Here is a 24,308-nt window from a genome sequence, read left to right on the forward strand (position 1 = left end):
GCGCGAGATACAATTCTTCTTTTTAAAATGGGTAATAGTCCAGAAATTATTTATAGTTCTTTACTCCTGCAATAGCTGCCTGACGCTCTCTAAGAGATGCTGCGCTGTCTACCTCCTGACTTGAAAGTGCTGAGTGGTGAGTGCTGAGTAAAAATACCAATCCCCAGTCCCCAGTCCCCAGTTATTCTTTCATTCAAGGCTTTTGAAAGAATGGCACTAAGAAAAGCCTAAAGGCTTGTGTCACCTCGTTCCCAGCCTCTAGGCTGGGAATGTATTCCAAGGGGCTGCTGCCTCTCGTCAAGCCCCTGGAGGCGGAGCCTCCCTGACTGGTTCCCAGCCTGGAGGCTGGGAACCAGTCAGGGCAAGGGCTATATCTTTTCTTAGTGCCATTCGCTTTTGAAACTTGTTTCATCGGGACTGCTTTCTCTGATAAGCCCTGAAAGTGCTGGAGGGTTAATAAATGGTCAAACAGTACTGATATGACTGGTTTAAAGCTGTGAAATTTTTCCGCAAACAAGAATTACTAGCGCTGTTGCTGGGGATTGTCTTTTCAATCTCTGTAGTCCTACTTTGGCAGAGACTTTTAATCCAAACTCCGAGGTTATTCGCACAAATAGTATTGATTGCAGGGTTATTTATGGTTATCACCCTGATATTATCAATCTATTTCGCCTTGATGATGAAAGCAAGTAACCAACAGATAAAAGCAATAAATCAGGAATTAAGTCATCGGATTCTTGAACAGAAACAGACAGAAATTGCCCTCCGCACCAGTGAAAATCGTTCGCGACAGCTGTTGGAAACTGTCAAAGTCATCCCTTGGGAATTAGATTTGAAGACTTGGCGATTTACTTACGTTGGACCGCAAGCGGTAGACTTGTTAAATTATGCGATCGCAGAATGGTACAAGGAAAATTTTTGGGTTAATCATCTGCATCCACATGACAAGCAAAAGTCTGTTTGTTTTCGCCAAGAAGCAACTGCTAGGTGCGAAAATCACGAATTAGAATACCGAATGTTAGCAGCCGATGGGCGAGTTATTTGGCTACGAGACATTGTTAGTGTAGTTGAAGAAGCAGGAACTCCTACCATGCTCAGGGGGTTTATGTTTGACATTACTGATTTAAAGATGGTTGAACAAACCTTGAGACTGAGGGAGAGGGCGCTTGCTGCTACCAGTAATGGAATTATTATTGCCGATGCTAGACTCGCTTACAATCCGGTTATTTACGTCAACCACGCCTTTGAGCAAATAACAGGCTACAGTGCGACTGAGGTGATTGGGCAAAACTGTCGATTTTTGCAGCGCACAGATACCCAGCAACCAGCACTCAATGAATTGCGCTCATCTCTTCAAGCTGGAACGAGTTGTAAAGTGGTTCTCCGCAACTATCGCAAAGATGGTACTTTGTTCTGGAATGAATTAAGTATTTCTCCGATCTATGACGAAAATGGCAAGTTAAGCCACTTTATTGGGATTCAGACAGATATTAGCGATGTCTACGAAGAGTTGCGCTTACGCAAGCTTGCCGAAGCGAGTCTACATCGGCAAGCCCTTACTTTTGAAAACATGCATGATAGTGTAATTATCACAGATTTAATCGGCAATATTATTGACTGGAATCCTGCTGCCGAAACCATGTATGGCTATAGCAAAGCAGAGGTTTTAGCTAAAACTTCCAGTATTCTGCAACAGCCGGAAGTAGCCCCAACATTAAGCAGTAAAATTCTCGAAACAATCAACCAGCAGGGACGCTGGTCGGGGGAAATACACTTTATTCGTAAAGATGGTAGTGAGGGAATTTCTGAAACAACCGTAGTTTCCTTACAGGATGAACAGGGAGAAACGATCGCCACTGTTAGCATTAATCACGACATTACCGAAAACAAACGGGCTAAGGAGGCACTGCAAAGGCAATTGCATCGCACTCTACTACTTGAACAAATTACTCAGGAAATTCGGCAAAGTCTCGATACTAGCAAAATCTTTGAGACGGCTGCTACCCAAATTGGCCAAGCATTTGAAGTTGAACGCTGTCTGATTCATTCTTACATTAGTTACCCCACACCCCGAATTCCATTCGTGGCAGAATATAATACACTCCCCGATCGCTACACTATGTTGAGATCGGAAGTTTCCCTGACTGATAATCCTTATATAGAGCAGATGATGGCACAAGAAAGTGCGATCGCTTCTTGTGATGTGTACGTTGATCCTTTACTCCAGGAGGCTGAAGCGATCTGCCGAAAAATTGGGCTGAAGTCTATGCTGTCAATCCGCACATCCTATCAAGGAGAACCCAATGGTGCGATCGTTTTACATCAGTGCAGCTATTTTCGCCAGTGGACACAAGACGAAATCGAATTACTAGAAGCAGTGGCGGCTCAACTAGGTATTGCTCTAGCACAAGCTCAATTACTGGAACAAGAAACGCGCCGACGGGAAGAACTTACCTTGAAAAACTTTGCCTTGGAGCAGGCAAAACGTAACGCAGAAGCCGCAAATCGCGCAAAAAGTGAGTTTCTGGCGATGATGAGCCACGAAATTCGGACTCCAATGAATGCTGTTATTGCCATGACAGGCTTACTGCTGGATACTGACCTCACGCCTCAACAGCAAGACTTTGTGGAAACAGTCCGCAGTAGCGGAGATGCTTTACTCGCCATCATCAACGATATTTTAGATTTCTCCAAAATTGAGTCGGGCAAACTGGAATTAGAAGAACAGCCTTTTGATTTAAGGGCTTGTGTGGAGCAGGCTATTTCCTTTTTAGCTCCGAAAGCTGCTCAAAAGAATATCGAATTAGTTTACCTGATCCAACCCCAAGTTCCAACTCAGATTATCGGCGACATGACTCGTCTACGCCAAGTCTTGATGAATCTTCTCAACAATGCCATTAAATTTACTGAACAGGGAGAAGTGCTACTCTTTGTGGGACTGGGGACTGGGGACTGGGGATTCAGCATAAGGAGTCATGGGGATTTGGATCAAGAAACTTCTTCCCAATCCTTAGTCCTCAATCTCCAATTCCCAATCCCCAGTACCCAGTCCCCAATCCCCACTACCCAATCTCCAATTCCCAATCCTCAGTCCCCAGCCCCCAGTCCCCAATCCCCAATCCCCAATCCCCAGTCCCCAATCCCCAGTCCCCAGTCCCCAGTCCAAATTCAATTTGCTATCAAAGATACAGGTATTGGCATCGCACCAGATAAAATAGAGCGATTATTTCAACCTTTCACTCAGGCTGATGTCTCCATGACTAGACGATATGGCGGCACAGGGCTAGGACTAGTAATCAGCAAGCGGCTTAGTAAGATGATGGGTGGCACTCTTTGGGTAGAAAGCCAGGGATTTGTCGGTGGCAATCCTAGCCCTAAATGGAAAAATGGAAAATTATTATCATCTCCTGATTCTTCCCAAGGTTCAACATTTTACTTCACTATTACAACCAAAATAGCTGCTCAGTCAGAACAACCGGAATTAAGCACTCCGCCAGTGCATCTGGCATCCAAGCGAATCTTGATTGTGGATGACAATCTGACCAACTGCCAAATTCTCTGTTTGCAAGTAGAGTCTTGGAAGATGGAAACTTATGCTGCCAAATCTGCGAAAGAAGCTTTAGCTGAACTTGCTCAGGGAACACAGTTTGATATTGCCATTTTAGATATGCAGATGCCAGAAATGGATGGCATAACCCTAGCTCGTCAAATCCGTAAGCAATCTAGTTGTCAAAATCTGCCTTTAGTGATTATGACTTCTTTGGGTAAAGTAGAAACTTCCTCTGACTTTAATGATGTTCAGTTTGCTGCCTCTTTGAGTAAACCCATAAAACAGTCTCAGCTCTACGATGTTATTACCCGTCTTTTGGGAAATCAGCCGATCCCAGCCAGTGTTTCTCATTTTCCCTTGGTTGATCGGCATTTAGCCCATCGACTGCCACTGCGGATTCTTTTGGCAGAGGATACGGTTGTCAATCAGAAAGTTGCCCTATTGATGCTGCAAAAAATAGGTTATGGAGCAGATGTCGTCACGAATGGGCTAGAAGCGATCGCAGCTTTGCGAAAACAGCCTTATGACGTAGTGTTGATGGATGTCAATATGCCAGAAATGGATGGGTTGGAAGCAACTCGGAGAATCTGTCAAGAATGGGGAGTGGGTTTTCGTCCTTATATCATTGCCATAACTGCTAATGCAATGCGGGGCGATCGCCAAATTTGTCTTGCTGCTGGTATGGATGACTACATTAGCAAACCGATTCAGCTTCCAGAGTTAGCTCAGGCTCTCAGCAAATGTCCACCTCAAAGAAGTTCTGAATTCACTTCCATAGTCAAACAAGAGAAAGTGATGTACCCAGAATTGCAACCTTCGCCAAATATTCTACAGTCAGGGCAAAACCAGACATTAAAAAGCGCTAATAATATTGATCCTAAAATCCTCCAATCCTTGCGGAATATGGTCAAAGGAGATCGTTTGGTATTTGCTCAACTAATTGAGTGTTATCTTACAGAAACACCGAGATTAGTTGAAGATATAAACACAGCTATTATAAATCAGGATACCGAAACCCTATGGAAGACGGCTCACCAACTCAAGTCCAGCAGTGCTTCTGTTGGAGCGATCGCCTTGGCGCAGCTTTGCAAGGTGTTAGAAGCACAAGGGCGCAGCAGTAAATTAGAAAACATCCTAGAATTATTTTCACAACTATATCAGGAATATGGACAAGTTAAAACTGCTTTAGAAAAAGAACTTGCGAAGGAAGTACCATGAAAGCCACTGCTCAAGAAAGCCAATCTTTAGTTTTAATTGTTGATGATGAACCTTTTATTCGCCTGATACTGCGGCATTTCTTGGAGCGGGAAGGCTATCAAATAGCAGAAGCTCAAAATGGTATAGAGGCTTTAACTGTTTTTAAGCAACTGCACCCTGATATAGTACTCCTTGATGCCATAATGCCGGATCTGGATGGGTTCGAGTGTTGCACTCAGTTACAGCTTTTGGATTATAACAAGCACACTCCAGTTTTAATGATTACAGGACTGGAGGATCAAGAGTCAGTTGACCGTGCATTTGCAGTGGGAGCAATGGATTATGTTACCAAACCAGTTCACTGGCCAGTTTTGCGACAACGAGTCAAACGCTTGATTGAGCAATCTCAGTTACAGCAAAAACTGGAAGCCGTGAATACGGAATTGCAGAGATTAGTTACTATCGATGGATTAACTCAAGTAGCTAATCGCCGACGGTTTGAAGAGTATTTGAACCAAGAATGGCAGCGCCTAAAACGCGAACAACGTCCGCTCTCCTTAATTCTTTGCGATGTTGATTTCTTCAAATTATATAATGATACATACGGTCATCGGATAGGCGATCGCTGTCTTCAAGAAATCGCTCAAGCCATCAAAGATATTATTAAACGCCCAGGAGATTTAGTTGCCCGTTATGGCGGCGAAGAATTTGCTGTGATTTTACCTAACACAGACACCGAGGGGGCGACTTATGTTGCCGACAAAATTTGTCATGCTGTCCGAACACGAGCAATTCCTCATAAAAATTCCCAAGTTAGTCCTCATGTAACCATTAGTGTTGGGTTTACGACAGAAATTCCTCAGGCCGATTCTGACTTAGAAGAAATGATTGCCGCAGCGGATCAGGCATTGTATCAAGCAAAGGCAGCAGGACGCGATCGCTTTGTGCAAAATATTTTACTACCGAGAAGTAAAAACTCCTGCTAGTTGTCAACTTCTTTAAGAGGTTGTTTGAAAAGTTTTTTGCTGGTACTTATTTTGAAGTGTGCTAGGTTCATTAAAATCAACCCCTTGGACAGTGGCTGCGCGAAAAGCTTTTGCATCCGCGCCCAAGGTGAGCGATCGCATCTCTACTCCCAAATAATGTATAATGTAATGTATACATTATGTACAACCTAAATTGTGTCGAGCAAAATTCGTAAGCAGATTTATATTGAACCACGTCAAGAGCATCTACTAAAGGCGATCGCTCAACAAGCGGGTGTAAGTGAAGCAGAGATTATTCGCCAAGCTATTGATCTTCATCTTGGTGAAATAACTCCACCCCAAAGCAATCTTGCAATGTGGGAAGCCGAAAGAGAATTTATTGACCAAATCAAAACTCGACCGGCTCAACTTGGAGGTCGGGATTGGCAGCGTGAAGACCTTTATGAACGGTAGGGTTTTACTAGATACTAATATTCTCGTTTACATTTACGACCCACTAGATACTGCAAAACAGGAACGAGCGATCGCACTTACTGACCAATTGATTCGTTCTCGTAAGGCCGTAATTAGTACCCAAGTGTTGGGAGAGTTTTTTATGGACACAACCCGGACTCGGCGATCGCTTTTAACTCCGGCTGAGGCGCTGGTGCGAATTCGTAACTATTTATCTGCTTGCCATGTTGTTGATATTACACGACTCATCTCTTTAGAAACAATTCGCGGCGTGGAAACCCATCACTTCGGATTTTGGGACGCGCAAATTTGGGCAACGGCGCGACTCAACCAAATTGAAGAAATTTATACTGAAGACTTCGCATCAGGTGCAATGGTTGAAGGCGTGCGGTTTACAAATCCTTTTATAGATTGAAAAAGATTCCCGACTTCTTCAAGAAGTCGGGAATCTCAGCCTTGGAGCGATGCTACGCAAATTTACATTAATTCAAAATTACTTACCGTTGCCGTTACTACCATTGCCATTGCTGTGAATGACACATTCGGCAAGCTTTTCCGGCACTTCCTGGAGATGGTCATATTCCCAGTGGAAGGAACCAACGCCCAAGGTGAGCGATCGCAATTCTACAATAAAGTTCTGCATCTCTGCTTGTGGCAAGTAGGCAGAGACATTATCCCAGCCTTGCCAATCGTTTCTGCCCTCATAGCCTAAAATTTGCCCCCGTCTACCACTCAACAGTTGCAGCACCTTGGAGGTAAATTCGCTCGGTGTGGTAACATCCACCCGCAGAATTGGTTCTAACAAGGTAGGTTCCGCTTGGGTTATCCCCGTTTGCATTGCCAATCGGGCAGCTTGCTTAAAGGCTTGTTCGGAACTGTCAACGTTGTGATAGGAACCATTAGTTAGAGTTACGGCCAAATCCACTATTGGAAAGCCCAAAGGCCCATGTGTGAGAAATTCCCGCACGCCCATTTCTACGCCAGGAATGTATTGTTTAGGAACCACGCCGCCGACAATGGTTTCATTAAAATTAAAACCTGTACCACGTGGTAAAGGCTTGATTTCGAGAAAAACATCACCAAACTGTCCGTGACCACCGCTTTGATGTTTGTAGCGTCCATGAACTGAAGCCACTGTTTTGCGGATGGTTTCTTTGTAAGGCACTTGCGGCAAGTGGGTTGTCATCGGCAAGTTATATTTGCGGCGCAGTCTGTCTAGGGTGACTTGCAAATGAATCTCACCTTGCCCCCAAAGAATTACCTCGTGCGTGTCGCCGTGTTGTTCCCAAGCAAGCGAGGAGTCTTCTTCTAACAACTTGGTAATAGCACTGCTGAGTTTAACTTCATCGTTGCGCTTTTCTGGGGTAATGGCGAGGGCATACACAGGTTCCAACTGTACAGCTTTGGGTAATTCCATCACCGCTTGCGGTTCTGTGGAGATTGTATCCCCTGTCTTAATTCCTTCTAAACGACTCAATGCGACAATTTCACCAGCGCCAACTTCATTAACAAACTGCTGTTGTTGTCCCATAAGGCGGTAAATTCCACCAGTGCGAATACCATTGAGGACAATGCCATCAGTTAATTTGCCCCGCCAAACACGCACTAGAGAGAGTTTGCCACCTTGAGGAGTGTAGAAAGTTTTTAATACCTGGGCTAAAGCTGTATCGCCTTTTAAGTTTTTTAAGCGGCGTTCTGCTGTGGTTTCTGGTTCGGGGGCTTCCCGTAACAAACCTTCTAATAGAGGTCTAACACCATAATCTTGTTCCGCCACACCAAAGAAAACGGGCACTACTAAATCTGCCCCTAATTCCATTTTTAAATCTTTGATGATTTCTTCTTGGGATGGTTCGATGTCTTCTAAAAGTTCTTCGAGTAAATGGTCGTCAAAATTTGCTAAAGCTTCAAGCATTTCTGCCCGTGCTGCATGTTCTTCTTCTTTTAAATTTTCGGGGAAAGGAATAGGGTCAGCAGGTGCGCCTGGATGATATTGATATGCCTGTTCGCTCACCATATCAATAAAGCCGGTGAGTTGTTCCCCATTCATGATGGGATATTGATGCGCTACCAGAGGACGGCTAGATACTGCTTTCAGGGCGTGTAACGTTTCCAAAACGTGAATATTTGCCCGATCCATTTTGTTGACGAAAACGAGGTGGGGAATTTCCCAATCGTCCAGGAATTTAAATAGAGGGGCGAGGGTGAGGACTCGTTCGCGGATGGGTTCGCAAACTACAATTGCGGCATCCACTCCGATTAAAGCATTGTATGTTTCTTGGGCAAATTCTATACTTCCCGGACAGTCAAGAAAAGTGAAGCGAATGCCGTTATACTCGGTGCTAGCGGCGCTGACTTCTACACTGAAATGGCGATCGCGCGACTCGGCTGCACTATCTCCCACTGTATTGCTGTCCTTAACACTTCCTTTACGAGAAATTGCCCCTGTGACAAATAACAAGCTTTCTAGTAAAGTGGTTTTTCCACTTAAATAAGGCCCGACAATTGCAACATTCCGCGAACCCGATTTTACTTTTTTGTTCATAAAACCCCCCTTGCGGTAAGTCTTTTATAACCGCATTATTCCGTAGATATCAAGGGATAAAAAATAGTTCTCTGGAGTCAAACAATTTTAGATTTTGGATTTGCGATAGCGCCGGCGGCAAGCGAGTCCGCGTACTCTTACAGAGAAGCAAGCTACGCGCAGCGTCTCGTAGAGAGCTTCTTTTGGATTAACCTCGCCCACAAGGGGACAAGGCTTGAAAGCGTTGCGTTAGCGAGTCTTGTCTGCGACACGCTACGCGAACGAGCGTCAGATTTTGGATTTGGGATTTTAGATTTATTCCGCCCACAAGGGGCGGGGCATGAACTAAAAATTCTTTTAATCCAAAATCTAAAATCTAAAATCTAAAATCGCTAGTCAAAATTACCCCTTCTTTAATTTGTTATTATGCTCCTTTTAATCGAAAGTTAAAAAAATCGTAGCCTGTCGTAAGATTTAGCTTAAGAAAAGTTAAATATCACAAATTTTTATAGCAAATCAAAAACTTTTGTAACAAACTTTTTATGAAGTAAATTTAACTGAAAGTGTTGCGAGTCAGAAAATCAATGGGATTATCATTCTTTAAATATCGCATAGCAGGGTTAGTAAGTTTAACGTTGCTGGTTGTGAGTATTTCCTTCCCCTCTCTTGCTCTATCTCCTCCTGTCGCCTCAAAGCTGGCACAATCTAATGCTAAAACTGCCATAGACAGGTTAAATCAAGGCTTACAAGCAATTCAGGCGGGAAGGGTACAAGATGCGATCGCTGCCTTTAAACAAGCAGCTAAATTAGATCCGACATTAGCACCAGCGTACTATAACTTAGGGCTAGCATACCGACAAACGGGACAATTGCAACCCGCCGCCGATGCATTTTATCGAGCGACGCAAGCTGATCCGAAATTTGCTCCAGCTTTTGCTAATTTAGGCGGTGCGTTGTTAGAAGGCAATAATTTACAGTTAGCTAGCGATTACTTACAACGAGCGCTAGAAATTGATCCCAAACTCGGATTCGCCCATTATAACTTGGGGTTGGTACGAGAGCAGGAAGGAGATTGTAAACGAGCGATCGCATCTTTTAAAAAAGCCATAGAATATAGCAAAAATGCACCAGAACCTCCTTACCATATAGGGATGTGTTATCTCCAACAAGGTAAACTCGATCAAGCAAGAAGTGCCTTTAATCAGGCAGTAAAAATTAATCCAAAGTATCCCGAAGCTTACTACAACCTCGGTTCAATTTTGTTTCAACAAAGTAAATTAAAAGAGGCATTAGAGGCTTTTAGAAAATCAGCCGAAGCTAATTCTAATTATCCCAATGCTTATTATGGTGCAGGGTTAGTTTTTATGCAGTTAAAGCAATATAGCGATGCAGTACAAGTATTGCAATTTGCTAGAGATTTATACAATACTCAGAAGAATCCTCAGTGGGCGAAAAATGCCGAGCAATTGTTGCAACAAGTACAAAATTTAAATTACCAACCTCGCTGAGGCGCAAAAGCTTAATATTGCATAACATAAAACTATTGGGTTGACTCGCTGGTGTTGTCTGAACTAGTCCAGATTGGAAAAAACGTACATGCAAAAGCGCCAGAAAAGTCGATTTTTATTTAGCGATCGCTGGCTTGATCGGCACTCAATTGTTCGCAATATGGAAGCCTTTCAAGACTTAATTGTGATTGTTTTGTGTTTGGGTTTGTTCGCCGTCATGCTAATCCAATTGTGGGGGATAGCTATCGCCCTCATGCAGCCACTAGACTATAAACATATGACTGCAAAAATACTATTTGTGTTAATTTTAGTCGAGTTATTCCGACTATTAATGGTCTATTTGCAAGAACATAGTATCTCTGTAGGAGTGGCAGTTGAGGTAACAATTGTATCTCTACTGCGAGAGGTAGTAGTTCACGGAGCGCTGGAAATTTATTGGGTTAATACGCTTGCAATTTGTGGTTTATTGTTTGTTTTAGGTGGACTACTCGTGGTGTGTGCGAAAACGCCACACATGGATTGTATGAGCGCGAATACTAAGTTTTGTCCGGTTGTCTATAGAGGAGGTAGAGAACGGCAAAATGAGTTGGAATTACAGTATTCACGTCAATGCGATGAGAACCAACCGCTTGGATAAATTGTTATGAGAATGGGGAGTGGGAGAGACGCGATTAATCGCGTCTCTACTAGACATAGGAGTGAAAATTAAATAGGGCTAAAGCCTTTGAGTTTTTAGTAAGAGAATTATGGGAGCAATGTGAAATCGGGGTTTAATTATCAACTACATCGCCATATTCTCAATGAAACCAGGTTTATTTCGTTGCGATACCTACGGCGGGCTGCGCCTACGCATCCCGAAATACCTATTTCCGTTCTTAGTTTTAGCACCTCACTTTGGAGCATTGCTTCCGATAATTATTAGGAAACTTGAAACCCGATACCACAAGACTAACCCTGATGTATAATACATGCTTTGCTTATTAAGTACTACTTAACATATTTAATACTCAAATTAAATTCTTAAATTCGACTCACTGATACCTATTTCAGTCATTTTTATGTATTTTTCACTACATAATTAAATGCGTTTATCCTGATATGTCAGGGTTTTGTATGAATTTTTTGTAAAGTTATCCAATTCAGTGTTCTTACATAATGTGGAGTGTTAGACTACTAATGAATACTTGCATCAGTAGTAACACAAAACTAAATTAACTGAAGTTAACCAAAAATGAAAAGCTACTAAATTAAGGAGAAAGTTGTGATTAATCCTATGTTTTCTGTCAGGAAAATATCAACCAATCTAAGTTAAAATTGGGATTTTAAAACTGTTTAGTTTACTTTAGATATTGAACAACCTCAGCAAAAAGGCGTTAGCTGACAATCAAGGGAAATATTACTATCGCGAACTATTGCGAATTAGACTAAAGTCCTACTTTCGGGGAAATACTGAGACAAATCTGCTGCAAGTAAATATTCTTTATCTTTATAAAAGATTGTATATAGTATGACAATGGAATCTTTACCGAACTTTGAAGAAATAAATATTCAGAAATACTTAGAAGTTCTTCAACGGCGTTGGCTACCTCTAGTCGGAATTTTTAGCATAGCTGTAACTCTTGGATGCTTGTATGCATTTTCACTGAAACCCTCATACAAGGCAGAAGGAAGTTTGATGATTAAAACAAATAGTTCTTCCTCACTCACAGGCTCACCACAAGATATAGGACGCCTAGAAGCTTTGAATGTGAACGACAATCCCCTGGAAACTCAGGTGAGAATTGTTGGCTCAAATCCAGTGATGGAGAAAACAATTAATTCCCTCAACCTCAAAGATAGTCAAGGCAAACCTCTGTCGATTCCCGACTTGGCAAAACAACTAAAAATAGAAGGAATCAAAGGCACCGACATTGTACAACTTTCTTATAAAGGCGGTGATCCGAAACTGGCTAGCAACATCGTCAATAAAGTTATGGACAGTTATATCGACCTAAATATTAAGGCGAATCAGACTGAAGCACGGACAGCCAAAGAGGTTCTCGTAATGCAAGTACCCAAAGCTGAGGAAACTGTCACAAGAGCCGAATCACAACTGCGGCGATTTAAAGAAATAAATAAAGTTGTTGTCCTGGAACAAGAGGCAACCGCAGCAGTCGATACGATTTCCAAGTTAGGCAACCAAATTTCTCAAGCTCAAGCTCAACTAGATGATGTCAAAGGTCGTTTAGAACAGTTACGTAGTGAAGCTAAAGTAGATTCAAAGCAAGGTGTAATTGCATCTGAATTGAGTCAAGCACCTGGAGTTCAGAAAGTGCTTGCCCAACTCCAAGATGTAGAAAGTCAGCTGGCACTAGAGCGGACTCGTTTTGAACCTGAAAACCCTACAATTAAAAACTTAGAAGAAAAAGTTGCAGCTCTTAAGAGCTTACTAAAAGATCGGACAGGACAAGTAGCGGGTACAGCGCAGATAACAGACGGAAATTTACAGCTTGGACAACTGCGGCAAGGACTAATTGCAGATATTACTCGTGCTCAGGCAGAAGGCGTTGGTTTAGAAAGACAAATTGCCACACTCTCGCGACAGCAAGATGCCTACATCAAACGAGCAAATAATTTGCCAAGGCTAGAACAGAATCAACGAGAGCTAGAAAGGAAGTTGCAAGCAGCTCAAACAACTTATGAAACACTCTTAAAGAAACGCCAAGAAATTGATATTGCAGAGAATCAAAAGATTCCTAATGCTCGTGTCATTTCCCATGCCTTAATCCCCGATAAACCAGAAGGGCCTCGCAAAACTCTGTTTATTATTGGTGGTGCAGGAGTTGGTCTTTTCTTAGGTATCATTGTCGCCTTTAGTTTAGACTTGATAGACCGCTCGGTGAAGACCGTCAAAGAAGCTAAAGAAGTCTTGAGATACAGTGTTTTGGGAGTGATTCCCACACAAGGTAGAAGTGGTAAAGCTCATTATTCTAGAGCAGGACTCGATAGACCTATTCCCAAAATTATTGGCAGAGATATTCCTTACTTCCCTCTTGGTAACGCATACCAAATACTACAAGTGAACTTGAAGTTCCTATGTGCTGATAAACCGCTCAAAAGCATTGTAATTACAAGTTCCGTTGCCAAAGAAGGAAAGTCTGACGTATCTGCGAATTTAGCTGTGACTATGGCTCAGTCGGGTCGTCGGGTGTTATTGGTGGATGCAGATATGCGTCATCCCATACAGCATCATATCTGGGGGCTAACAAATGAAACAGGGCTAAGTAATGTCATCGTTGGTCAAGTTTCTTTAGATGCCTCTGTACAAGAAGTTATGCCTAACCTGGAAGTTCTTACTTCCGGAGTTTTGCCTCCCAATCCAGTAGCAATGCTAGATTCTCAACGTATGGCAACATTAATTAGTCACATTGGGAGAGATTACGATCTTGTAATTTTTGATACGCCTCCTCTCTCAGGAATAGCAGACGCTGCTGTTTTAAGTACCCTCACTGACGGTATCTTATTAGTCGTTCGTCCTGGAGTAGTTGACTTTAATAGTGCGAATTCAGCTAAAGAGTTTTTAACTCAGTCAGGTCAGAAGGTGTTAGGGATAGTAATCAATGGTGTGAATACTAAAAATGAACCTAATAACTATTTTTATGACACCAAAAAACGACAAATTGAACAAGATTTAGTATCTAGCAGCCTAAAAAAAATTTCCAAAGAACGTTAATTAATACTATCCCAACTATCGCTTTTGGATTTGGTTTATGTCTACTCTTTCAAAGATTGGTATATCTTTCACAGATATGATTGCTTTCAAAAAAATAGTCAAATCATATGTATATAAAAACCAGATTTGGTTATTTGCAAACCAAATTAGGAATTGGCTTGTTAATGCTATTCAATCTCTTCCTTTCCTCTCCAAGTACATTAACTTACCAAAAGGCTACTATGCTTCATCTGTAGAATATTGGCAGCTATGTCAAACAAAGAATCTGAATGATGTAATCTATACAAAATTTCTTCCACCATCTGTATCCCAGAGAAATTCTCCTAAATCAATATCGGGAGAAATTCATTGGAAATTTGATGGTAGATACATTCATTCTAACCCTGAAACATTTATGATTTCTATCGCCAATGGGAGAGTTATTGGTAACGCGGGTACAGTGATTACACATGATGACAGATTGCTTTGCGATGTTTCAGGTATTGAGAATAGCGAACATCATGTATTTCCTTATTTAAAGCTGCCAAAATGCGAGCAAGTATCTGAAACTGTTGCTATCTTAGCAACTGGTGCTGGAGGAAAATATTTTCATTGGTTATTAGATGCTCTACCAAGACTAGAAATTCTTAAAAAAACTCTTCCAAAGGGTTTAGATAGTATCGATAAATATATTGTCAATAGAGGAATTTCTGCAATACCTGAATCCCTAGAAATTCTGGGAATTTCATCAAAAAAATTGCTATTTTGTGATTCCAATTTCCACATTCAGGCTGCATCTCTTGTTATTCCTTCTCTTCCTGGTAGTATCGGTGATCCTCCCGCTTGGGTATGCAAGTTTTTGCGAGAAAATTTTCTGAAAAATAAAGCAGATATTAACACGCCTAGCAGACTATATATAAGTAGAGCCAATGCTGAATATAGAAGAGTTAAGAATGAGGAAAATGTAGTTAAATGCTTGTCAAATTATGGATTCACAGCAGTTTACCTTGAAGAATATAGTTTTGCTATGCAAATAGCTCTTCTATCGAATGCGGAAGTTATTGTTGCTCCTCATGGAGCTGGATTAAGTAACCTGATCTGGTGCAATCCTGGAGCTAAAGTATTAGAAATATTTTCTCCCAACTATGTCAATGTATGTTTTTGGGCAATTGCTAACCAAATTGGATTAGAGTATTTTTACCTGATTGGTGATGGCAAAAAACCTGTTGATTATTTTGATCCGCATTTAATTCATGATGATATAAATGTCCCGATAGACGAGCTTACCTTGGTTTTAAAAGCCATCTTCAAATAAAATCTAGACCGAGTTTGATATGAATATAACAAAAATAAAAACATCTTGTTTGATTAATAATTACAATTATGCTGGCTTTCTATCAGAAGCAATTCAAAGCGCTTTAAATCAAACAGTTCAATTTGATGAAATTATTATTGTTGATGACGCATCCACGGATAATTCTATGGCAATCATCGCTAAATTTACCCAAGAAACTAATGTTAAGTGTATTTTAAAAGAAAAAAATGAAGGACAATTATCATCTTTTAATGAAGGCTTTTTAGCTGCAACTGGAGATATTATATTTTTCTTAGATGCCGATGATATCTATGAACCAGAATATTTAGAAACTGCCCTAAATTTTTATAGTAGGAGAAGTGAATGTGATTTTATATTTTGTGCCTATAAAAAATTTGGGGCAGTGGAAGGAATATTTCAAACTGATACAGTTGATTTAGATTTGGGTTATTCGGTAATTAAAACTTTATTCACTGGTGAATGGATTGGCTCTATAACTTCAACGTTATCAATGCGTAAAGAAATAATCAGAAAAATTTTGCCTATTCCACATATAGAAGATTGGCGTGTCCGGGCTGATGACTGTCTAGTATGGGGAGCTTCTTTGGTAGGGGCTAAAAAGTTTTATATATCGAAACCTTTAGTCATGTATAGAATACATCAAAGTAATCAATATTATAACAAGAAATCTTTAGATATAGATAACAACTATGAATACAAGAGATTCTGGAAACGCAATTCCTTATTTAATTACATTCTGCAAAAAAATAATTTTAGTTTACCGTTATTATTGGCTTTCACTTCTCTGAATGAGTTAAAAACAATACCATTTCCAAAAGTTGAAGATTTCATTTCATATTTGAAAATAATATTTTTGTTTGAGCATAATTTTTTTTGGAAAACAAAGGGCATCATTTTATTATTTAGCTATTTTTTGAAAATTTTGATGATTGGTAAATTAAAAACGGCAATAAATAATGTGAAATACTGGATAAATCCACGTTATGTTGTAACTTGGAAAAAATTTGTACGATAGAGCTTGATAGGGATAGGGAATGTCACATGATTAATTCATAAAAACATAAAAATAATGTTAAATAAATTAAAAATTCAAAACTTATCAAAATTTAAATCTCGTTCTGGGCTGCGTGCAATTATTGCCAATACAGGTTGGTTGTTTGCTGACCGCATTCTACGTATGGGTGCAAGTTTGGTTGTAGGAGTATGGGTAGCACGCTACTTAGGAGTACAGCAGTATGGTCTCTTTAACTATGCTTTAGCTTTTGTTAGCTTATTTAGCCCCATTTTCACTCTAGGACTGGACGATGTAGTAATTCGGCATATTATCCCTCAATCATCAAACAGAGAGGAAATTTTAGGAACCACTTTTTGGCTAAAATTGCTTGGTGGAACTGCTTCTGTCTTATTGGCAGTTAGCACTATGTTTTTCTTAGGTGAGCATGAAACACTGAAGATATCGCTAGTTGCAATTTTAGGAATGGCAGGAATTTTCAGGGCGACTGATACCATTGATTTGTGGTTTCAATCACAGGTGCAGTCAAAATACAGTGTGATCGCTAGAAACATAGCGTTTCTGCTAAATACTGCAATCAAAATCGTACTAATTTTAACAAAAGCACCATTGTTAGCTTTTGCTTGGGTAACATTAGCAGAATTTGCAATGAGTGCAATTGGCTTACTGATTGTTTACCAAGCTAAAGGGTATTCATTGTGGTTATGGCGTTGGAGTTTGTCTGCTGCCAAAACCCTTCTTAAAGAGAGTTTACCTCTAATTTTTTCGGGGTTCGCTATCATGATTTTTATGAGAATCGATCAGGTAATGTTAGGTCAAATGATTGGCAATAGAGAGGTGGGAATTTATTCTGCTGCTGTCCGTATTTCGGAAATTTGGTATTTTATTCCGGGGGCTATTGTTTCTTCTGTTGCTCCTTCAATTTACGCCGCTAAGGAAAAATCAGAAAGTCTTTACTATCAGCGAATAGGACAATTACTCAGTCTAATGACATGTATATCTTTAGGAATTGCTCTACCAATGACATTCCTATCCGAAAAGATAATTATGGTGATGTTTGGAAGTGGATATGCGGAAGCGGGACCAATATTATCAGTTCATATTTGGACTTCTTTGTTTGTATTTATGGGTCTTGCAACATCACCTTGGTTTATTGCTGAAGGTTTGAACCATGTTTCTTTAGGTAAAACTTTATTTGGGGCTATACTAAATATTATTCTCAATTTATTCCTGATTCCTAAATATGGTGGACTTGGGGCTGCGAGTGCAACAATAATCTCACAAGCTTCTGCTAGTTTTATATGCAATGCATTTGATTCAAGAACACAAAAGATTTTTAAGATTCAGGTGCGATCGCTTATTCCGTTTTATAAATATTGATCGTTATTATTTAACCTTTCTATGATGCAAACACCAGTAACTTTTATTATTTTCAAGCGTCCACAAACAACAGAGAAAGTTTTTGATGCTATTCGTCAAGCCAAGCCAAGAAAACTGTTTGTAATTGCAGATGGCCCCCGCACTGATCGCGAAGGTGAGGCAGAAAAGTGTGAAGCAACTCGGGCAATTATTGAGAGAGTTGATTGGGAGTGCGAAGTTATCAAGAATTATTCTGATATCAACTTAGGTTGTGCAAAACGAGTATCTAGTGGTTTAGATTGGGTATTTAATAATGTTGAAGAAACAATTATTTTAGAAGATGATTGTATCCCTCACCCAACATTTTTCAGATTTAGTGAAGAACTGCTAGAGAAATATAGGAACGATACCAGAATCGCCACAATTTCTGCTCAAAATCTTCAATTCGGACGAAAACGCACAAATTACAGTTACTATTTTTCTCGCTACAACCACTGCTGGGGTTGGGCAAGTTGGAGACGTGCTTGGCAACATTATGATTTGACCATCAAACTCTGGAAAGAAGTGCAAGTAGAAAACCTTTTACATGACATTCTTATAAACCCAAAAGCAGAAAACTATTGGCGGCGAATATTTCAGTCTGTTTATAACAATCCTACAGGTATAACCTGGGATTACCAATGGACATTTGCCTGCTGGATGCAAGGGAGCTTAAGCATTATTCCCAATGTCAATTTAATTTCTAATGTTGGCGTTGGTGCGGACGCGACTCACTTCACTTCCAACCAGGAATTTTCGTTCATCAATATGTCGATGCAAGCAATGGAATTTCCTTTAAAGCATCCACCGTTTATTCTGAGGAGTATAGAGGCAGATAATTTTACGCAGAAAACAGTCTATAAAGCAACTGCATTGGATATTTTTAAAGAGGAAGTTAAGAAAAGATGGAATTATTCAGCAATAAAAAATAGTAATCTATTTAGTAAATTAATAAATTAAATGGCAGCGATGAAGGTAAAATTAACAGAAAAAATATTAACTATTTTGCTATTACTCATTGCTGTAGGGGCATTAACAATACACCCTGCACAAGAAGTTTCTATGACTACCCTTGGAGGTGATAAGGTAGATACCTTATTCAATATAGTTTCATATTTAATCTTATTTTATTTCCTAATTTTATACTGGAAAGGTTTTATTTATGTAATTACCAAAAGTCCATTACAGTTTTTTTTACTAGCAATAGTTATATTTTCTATATTATGGTCACAAGACCTAAGTTCTACTCTTAAAGATATAAAAGGTTTAATCCGAATATATTTTATTGCAATCTATTTGGCAATGCGTTATCCCCTTAGGGAACAAATGAGGTTAATCGCTTGGGCGCTTGGTGCAGCTACATTATTATCTATGATATTTTCTGCATTCATACCAGGTTATATTCACAAATCACCTGAATTATTAGGTATGTGGAGTGGAATTTATGGTCATAAAAATGAATTAGGTTACATGATGAATTGGAGTGCAGGAGTTTTCTTACATCTTGCTCTTAGTAGCTCTCGATATCGCTGGTTGATGTGGGCACTATGTGGGCTATCTATATGTCTAATTATCCTTACACGTTCAACAACATCTTTGGCGATCCTATTGACAATGATATTACTTTTGCCCTTCTACCAATCCTTCAAAAAGAATAATTACAAATTACAAGTTATTATGATTACTTCAGCTTTAATGTTACTGATTATTTTTTCAATATTACTGATCAATAATGCTGAAACTATAGTTGGTACTTCTGGTAAAGACCTTACCTTCAATGGGCGCTCTGATCTCTGGGAATTAGTGATATCTAAGGTTTTGGAAAGACCTTGGCTAGGTTATGGATTTTCTGGATTTTGGACTAGTAATGCTGCATCTAATCTGAGAGCTACTTATGATTGGGCAAGCAATGCTCATAATGGCTTTTTAGAACTATTGTTAGAATTAGGATTTTTAGGTTTCTTAACTTTTGCAGCCGGATTTATCCGGTTCTTCGTAATGGCACTGACTCGAATTGTTTCAGTGGCAGAAAAACCGGAAGATTATTGGCCAATGCAGATGTTAGTTCTTATCGTCATAGTGAATTTTTCAGAAGCCAGATTATTAACCCCTAGTTGGAATTGGTTGATGTATGTCACAACTTCTCTATCTCTAACTCTTAGTTTTCAGCGAACACCAATATATAAATAGGTAAATAGTTTACATACTTACATAATTAATTGAAAGGAGAGAAGGCATGAAAAAGTTAAATTTTGGATGTGGACACAGATTTTCTTCTGGATGGATCAATATAGATTTTAATTCTGAACATCCTGAAGTAATTGCCCATAACTTACTGCAACCACTTCCATACCCTAAAGATTATTTCGATGTAATTTATAGCAGTCATGTTCTAGAGCATTTCTCTCAGGACACGGGGGAAATGCTGGTGAAAGAATGCTATAGAGTTCTAAAACCTCAAGGTATTTTACGCATCGTTGTTCCTGACTTAGAGCGAACATGCCGTGAATATTTAAGAGTTCTCGACAGTATTGAAAATGAGGAAGCAAAGAAACAATATGAATGGATTATTATTGAGTTAATCGACCAATTGGTAAGAACAGAACATGGCGGGTTGATGAAAACTTATTGGCGACAAGTGCTTGAAAACAATGACGAATCATCCATAAACTATGTAGAAGCAAGAACAGGTGTTAAAATCAAAGAAGAGATAGCAAATAATAATACTAATTCCTTCCTAGAAAAGGTATTTAGTATCAATCAAAATAAACTCAGAAACAAATTCAAATACCTCTATATTGATATGGTAAAGAGGTTTATACCACATTATGTCCGTAAGTCTATGATAGATGAAACGACCCTTGGGGAAAAACATAAGTGGATGTATGATTCCCATAGTATGAAAACTCTCTTTGAAAGAGTTGGTTTTTCGGATATTAAATTTTTGGATGCCCATACAAGCAATATTTCAAACTTTAGTGATGAAGTCTTAGATATTAATGCTGATGGAACAGTTTATCTACCAGGATCGTTATATTGTGAGGGCATCAAGCCAAACAAGTAATACTGATTATCTGCGATAGAGAATCAGTATCAAGTATATTTTTTTCAAATTAAATACTCCTAATATGAACGTCTTGCTCCTTAGCACCCAGGATGTGGCTGGTGGTGCGGCTCGTGCTGCATATCGCTTGCACAAAGGGTTACAAAAAATTGACTTACAATCACAAATGCTGGTGCAAGAAAAATATACTGATGACAAAACAGTAATTGCACCTAAAATTAGATTATTTCAAGGCATCGCTAAATCAAAGTTGACATTTGAAACTTTACCTTTAAAGCTCTATTCTCAAAAGCAAAATACTCCATTTTTTATTCAATGGTTGCCAGATAGAGTTATTTCTCAAGTTGCTCAGATTAATCCAGACATAATCAATTTGCATTGGATTAGCGCAGGTTTTATGCAAATAGAAACTCTTGCTAAACTAAAGCGACCTTTAGTCTGGACAATTCATGATATGTGGGCATTTACTGGCGGATGCGGCTATGCTGGAGATTGCGATCGCTACCAAATATCTTGTGGAGCCTGCCCCCAACTTAATAGCAAAAAGGATTGGGATTTATCCCATTGGGTATGGCAGCGTAAGGCCAAAGCTTTGAAAAATTTAAACCTGACAATTGTTTCGCCAGGTTCTTGGTTAGCTGAATGCGCCAAGTCTAGTTCTCTGTTTAAAAATTTGCGAATTGAAGTAATTCCCAATGGGCTGGATACTCAAAAATATAAACCTGTTCATCAAGGTTTAGCGCGAGAATTACTAAATTTACCTCTGGATAAACAACTCATTCTATTTGGGGCGCTAGATGCAACCAATGACTCTAGAAAAGGTTTTCATTACCTGCAACCAGCACTACAAGAACTAAGCAAATCTGGCTGGAAAGATAAGTTTGAGATCGTTATTTTTGGTGCATCTCAACCCGATAATCCACCTGATTTGGGCTTCAAAACCCACTATTTGGGACACTTACATGATGATATATCTTTAGCAACTGTTTACTCAGCAGCCGATGTCATGCTTGTCCCGTCTCTGCAAGAATCTTTTGGACAGACAGCTTCTGAATCACTCGCTTGTGGTACTCCAGTTGTGGCTTTTAATTCTACTGGCTTAAAAGATATTGTTGATCATCAGCAGAACGGCTATTTGGCTAAACCTTATGAAGTTGAGGATTTTGCCAAAGGAATTATCTGGGTGCTTGAAAATGAACAGAGGCTACAAAAGCTGTCATTTTATGCTCGGGAAAAAGCCGAACAAGAATTCACTCTGGAACTTCAAGCACGTCGTTATTCAGCTTTGTTTCAAGAAATATTGATGAGCGAAAATAAATCTTCATTCAGTAATTAATTTAGTAAACAAATACTTCATATATGTCAACACCTATAGCTTTTATAATTTGTACAGAACCTGGTCGTTTAGAAGCTCAATCTTTGATGCTTGCAGAAAGTATTCGTAAGTTCTGCGGCGAATTGAAAAATACACCTATATATAGTTTTCATCCTAGAGTAGGTGAACCGATATCAAAGCAAACCCAACAAGCGTTTGAAGCGTTGCAGGTGATTCATCAACAAGTTCCTATAAATCGAGAATTTCATGAATATTATTTAGCCAATAAACCCCTAGTTTGTGCCTATGCAGAACAAAATATTGACGCAGAAATATTAGTTTTTTTAGACAGTGATAAATGCTTCTTTTCTGAACCAAAAGAATTTTTATTGCCAGTAGATTGTAATGTAAGGATACGTCCTGAGTATGGTCAGGGAATTGGTTCTACAGGTCTGCAAGACCCCCAAGAATGGTATTGGCAAAAACTATATGAAGTCCTGGGAGTAAAGCGTGAGGTATTTGTTGACACACCAATTGGCAATAAAAGAATCAGAGCCTACTGGAATTCTGGCTTGGTTGCTGTGAGAAGGAGTGCAGGTATATTTACAAATTGGAAAGAGAATTTTGAAAAAGTAATGCGTCTGGATATTACTCCTCCCCAGGGTATTTATTTTGTTGAGCAGTCTGTTTTATCTGTAACTTTATGTGCCTTGGAAGAAAACGTCGAACATCTTCCTCCTAATTATAGTTATCCATTACCTTTACATAACCGTTTATCGAAAGAAATACAAATTAAACATTTGGATGATATTATATCCATTCATTATTTCAACTTATTCTTTTATGACGATTGGAATGCACAAATAAAAAGATTGAAAAAATTCAATATCAATTCAGATAAATATCGATGGTTGTGTCAAGAGGTTGTCAGACTTAATATGCCTCGCGTATCAGTTTGGCATCGATATATGTTGGTAGTTAGGAGAATGGAACAAAAACTAAAAAACTTTAACTTAGATATTAATCTCAGTGGTTGGATGGAAAAGATGGCTAAATTTTAAACCTTTATAAAAAATATACGGAAGTTGAAAATCCGATCTTTGGATTATGAAGGTAAATTTGTAAAAATTGCATAAAAGTTCATTATTTGTATGATTGCTTTGGTAGATATTATATGAGGAAAATGAGATGAAGCAAGCAAATCTAGCCGTAATTATGACCTGCCATAACAGGCGGAATACAACTATTGCCTGTCTAAATGCTTTATATCAGCAAAAAAATCATTGTGATGTTTATTTAACTGATGATGGTAGCTCTGATGGAACTACAGAGGCTATCAAGGCAGAATACCCAGAGGTACAAATTATTCAGGGTAATGGCAATTTATTTTGGGTAGGAGGAATGCATCTCGCCTTTGGTGAGGCAATAAAACATCAATATGATTACTATCTGTGGTTGAATGATGACACATTTCTAGAAGGCAATGCTGTGAGTAAATTATTGCAGAGTCATCAAGATTTGACTGAACAAGGTTATCCAGACTCAATTGTAGTTGGTTCAACTAGAGACGCAATTACAGGAGGAGCAACCTATGGAGGAGCAGTAAAATCTAAAAAGTGGTATTCTAACAAGTTTGAATTTTTAGAACCAAGTTCCGTTATCCAACAATGTGATGCTATGTACGGTAACTGCGTACTAATTCCTAAAAGTGTTGCCCTAAAAGTTGGCAACATTGATACAGCTTTTGTTCACAGTTTAGGAGATTTAGATTATGCCCTGAGGGCGCGGAAATTGGGTTGTAAAATATGGGTAGCTCCTGGATATATTGGTACTTGTACTAAAAATTCTATCCGCAATAGTTGGGCAGATACCAATTTAAATATGTTAGAACGATTGAAAAAGATACTACAAATTAAAGGATTTCCCTTGAAATCCTGGACTATATTTTGTAGCAGACACTCAGGGCCGTTCTGGATATTTTACTGGTTCTTACCCTATATCAGAGCAATTATTGGTTACAAAGATTTGGCAACTTCTCCCACATTCTCTGAGGAAATCAATCAAACTAACTCAGGAGTTTAGTAACCGTTCACGGGTGCAGATCATTCGCATAAAAGCTAAAGCTATATTTTGGTAAATTTGCTTGCATTGGGATGCTCCCGTAAATTTTATTTCACAGCCAATTTTTTATTAAAATCATCGATACTTTATGTACTTATACTAATTTTTATCCATTCTTTATTCTATATTATCGAATATTCACTTAGCATTAAAGAA

General features: G+C 39.3%; 18 protein-coding genes. 16 read left to right on the forward strand and 2 right to left on the reverse strand.

Annotation, left to right across the window (positions count from 1 at the left end):
• Positions 1-193: 193 nt before the first annotated feature.
• Positions 194-412, reverse strand: a complete 219-nt coding sequence (locus tag V7K76_RS09695) for a hypothetical protein (protein ID WP_334776443.1) — start codon at positions 410-412, stop codon at positions 194-196.
• 225 nt (positions 413-637) lie between these two features.
• On the opposite strand from V7K76_RS09695, the gene V7K76_RS09700 reads away from it, so the two are divergent.
• The 4 genes from V7K76_RS09700 (at position 638) to V7K76_RS09715 (ending at position 6,601) form a co-directional block, all read left to right on the forward strand.
• Positions 638-4,768, forward strand: coding sequence for a PAS domain S-box protein (locus V7K76_RS09700; RefSeq protein WP_335029751.1), 4,131 nt, complete (start codon positions 638-640; stop codon positions 4,766-4,768).
• Positions 4,765-5,733 carry a GGDEF domain-containing protein gene (locus tag V7K76_RS09705; RefSeq protein ID WP_334776445.1) on the forward strand — a complete coding sequence of 323 codons (969 nt, stop codon included), beginning with the start codon at positions 4,765-4,767 and terminating at the stop codon, positions 5,731-5,733. Before V7K76_RS09700 ends, V7K76_RS09705 begins: the two co-directional genes overlap by 4 nt.
• 195 nt (positions 5,734-5,928) lie before the next feature.
• Positions 5,929-6,186, forward strand: coding sequence for a hypothetical protein (locus V7K76_RS09710; protein WP_334776446.1), 258 nt, complete (start codon positions 5,929-5,931; stop codon positions 6,184-6,186).
• On the forward strand, positions 6,176-6,601 hold the full coding sequence (locus tag V7K76_RS09715; RefSeq protein ID WP_334950680.1) for a PIN domain-containing protein: 426 nt from the start codon (positions 6,176-6,178) through the stop codon (positions 6,599-6,601). Before V7K76_RS09710 ends, V7K76_RS09715 begins: the two co-directional genes overlap by 11 nt.
• A 78-nt stretch (positions 6,602-6,679) precedes the next feature.
• Here the strand turns inward: V7K76_RS09715 and V7K76_RS09720 are convergent, their stop codons facing one another.
• Positions 6,680-8,728 (reverse strand): elongation factor G, encoded by a 2,049-nt coding sequence (locus V7K76_RS09720; protein ID WP_334776448.1) that lies wholly within the window; start codon positions 8,726-8,728, stop codon positions 6,680-6,682.
• A 563-nt stretch (positions 8,729-9,291) separates the two neighbouring features.
• Here V7K76_RS09720 and V7K76_RS09725 point away from each other — a divergent pair.
• From V7K76_RS09725 to V7K76_RS09780, 12 genes are all read left to right on the forward strand, one after another.
• Positions 9,292-10,215, forward strand: a complete 924-nt coding sequence (locus tag V7K76_RS09725; RefSeq protein ID WP_334776449.1) for a tetratricopeptide repeat protein — start codon at positions 9,292-9,294, stop codon at positions 10,213-10,215.
• Between the two features lie 88 nt (positions 10,216-10,303).
• Positions 10,304-10,852, forward strand: a complete 549-nt coding sequence (locus V7K76_RS09730; RefSeq protein WP_334776450.1) for a phosphate-starvation-inducible PsiE family protein — start codon at positions 10,304-10,306, stop codon at positions 10,850-10,852.
• Positions 10,853-11,722: 870 nt separating this feature from the next.
• Positions 11,723-13,927 (forward strand): GumC family protein, encoded by a 2,205-nt coding sequence (locus V7K76_RS09735; protein ID WP_334776451.1) that lies wholly within the window; start codon positions 11,723-11,725, stop codon positions 13,925-13,927.
• Between the two features lie 37 nt (positions 13,928-13,964).
• The gene (locus V7K76_RS09740) at positions 13,965-15,221 is read left to right on the forward strand and encodes a glycosyltransferase family 61 protein (protein ID WP_334776452.1); all 1,257 of its coding nucleotides are present in this window, start codon (positions 13,965-13,967) and stop codon (positions 15,219-15,221) included.
• A gap of 19 nt (positions 15,222-15,240) precedes the next feature.
• Entirely contained in the window at positions 15,241-16,257 is a 1,017-nt protein-coding gene (locus V7K76_RS09745) for a glycosyltransferase family 2 protein (protein WP_334776453.1), read from the forward strand.
• Between the two features lie 54 nt (positions 16,258-16,311).
• The gene (locus tag V7K76_RS09750) at positions 16,312-17,634 is read left to right on the forward strand and encodes a flippase (protein WP_334776454.1); all 1,323 of its coding nucleotides are present in this window, start codon (positions 16,312-16,314) and stop codon (positions 17,632-17,634) included.
• Positions 17,635-17,658: 24 nt separating this feature from the next.
• Complete coding sequence (locus tag V7K76_RS09755) at positions 17,659-18,612, forward strand: glycosyltransferase family 2 protein (RefSeq protein ID WP_334776686.1); 954 nt, start codon at positions 17,659-17,661, stop codon at positions 18,610-18,612.
• A complete protein-coding gene (locus V7K76_RS09760) occupies positions 18,613-19,842 on the forward strand; it encodes an O-antigen ligase family protein (RefSeq protein WP_334776455.1) in 1,230 nt (409 codons plus the stop codon).
• Positions 19,843-19,888: 46 nt separating this feature from the next.
• On the forward strand, positions 19,889-20,716 hold the full coding sequence (locus V7K76_RS09765; protein WP_334776456.1) for a class I SAM-dependent methyltransferase: 828 nt from the start codon (positions 19,889-19,891) through the stop codon (positions 20,714-20,716).
• A gap of 64 nt (positions 20,717-20,780) precedes the next feature.
• Positions 20,781-22,052 (forward strand): glycosyltransferase family 4 protein, encoded by a 1,272-nt coding sequence (locus tag V7K76_RS09770; RefSeq protein WP_334776457.1) that lies wholly within the window; start codon positions 20,781-20,783, stop codon positions 22,050-22,052.
• Positions 22,053-22,075: 23 nt separating this feature from the next.
• The gene (locus V7K76_RS09775; protein WP_334776458.1) at positions 22,076-23,092 is read left to right on the forward strand and encodes a hypothetical protein; all 1,017 of its coding nucleotides are present in this window, start codon (positions 22,076-22,078) and stop codon (positions 23,090-23,092) included.
• A gap of 127 nt (positions 23,093-23,219) precedes the next feature.
• Positions 23,220-24,113, forward strand: coding sequence for a glycosyltransferase family 2 protein (locus V7K76_RS09780; RefSeq protein WP_334776459.1), 894 nt, complete (start codon positions 23,220-23,222; stop codon positions 24,111-24,113).
• Positions 24,114-24,308 lie beyond the last annotated feature (195 nt).

It is taken from the genome of Nostoc sp. (assembly GCF_036917975.1).
Lineage (GTDB): Bacteria > Cyanobacteriota > Cyanobacteriia > Cyanobacteriales > Nostocaceae > Nostoc.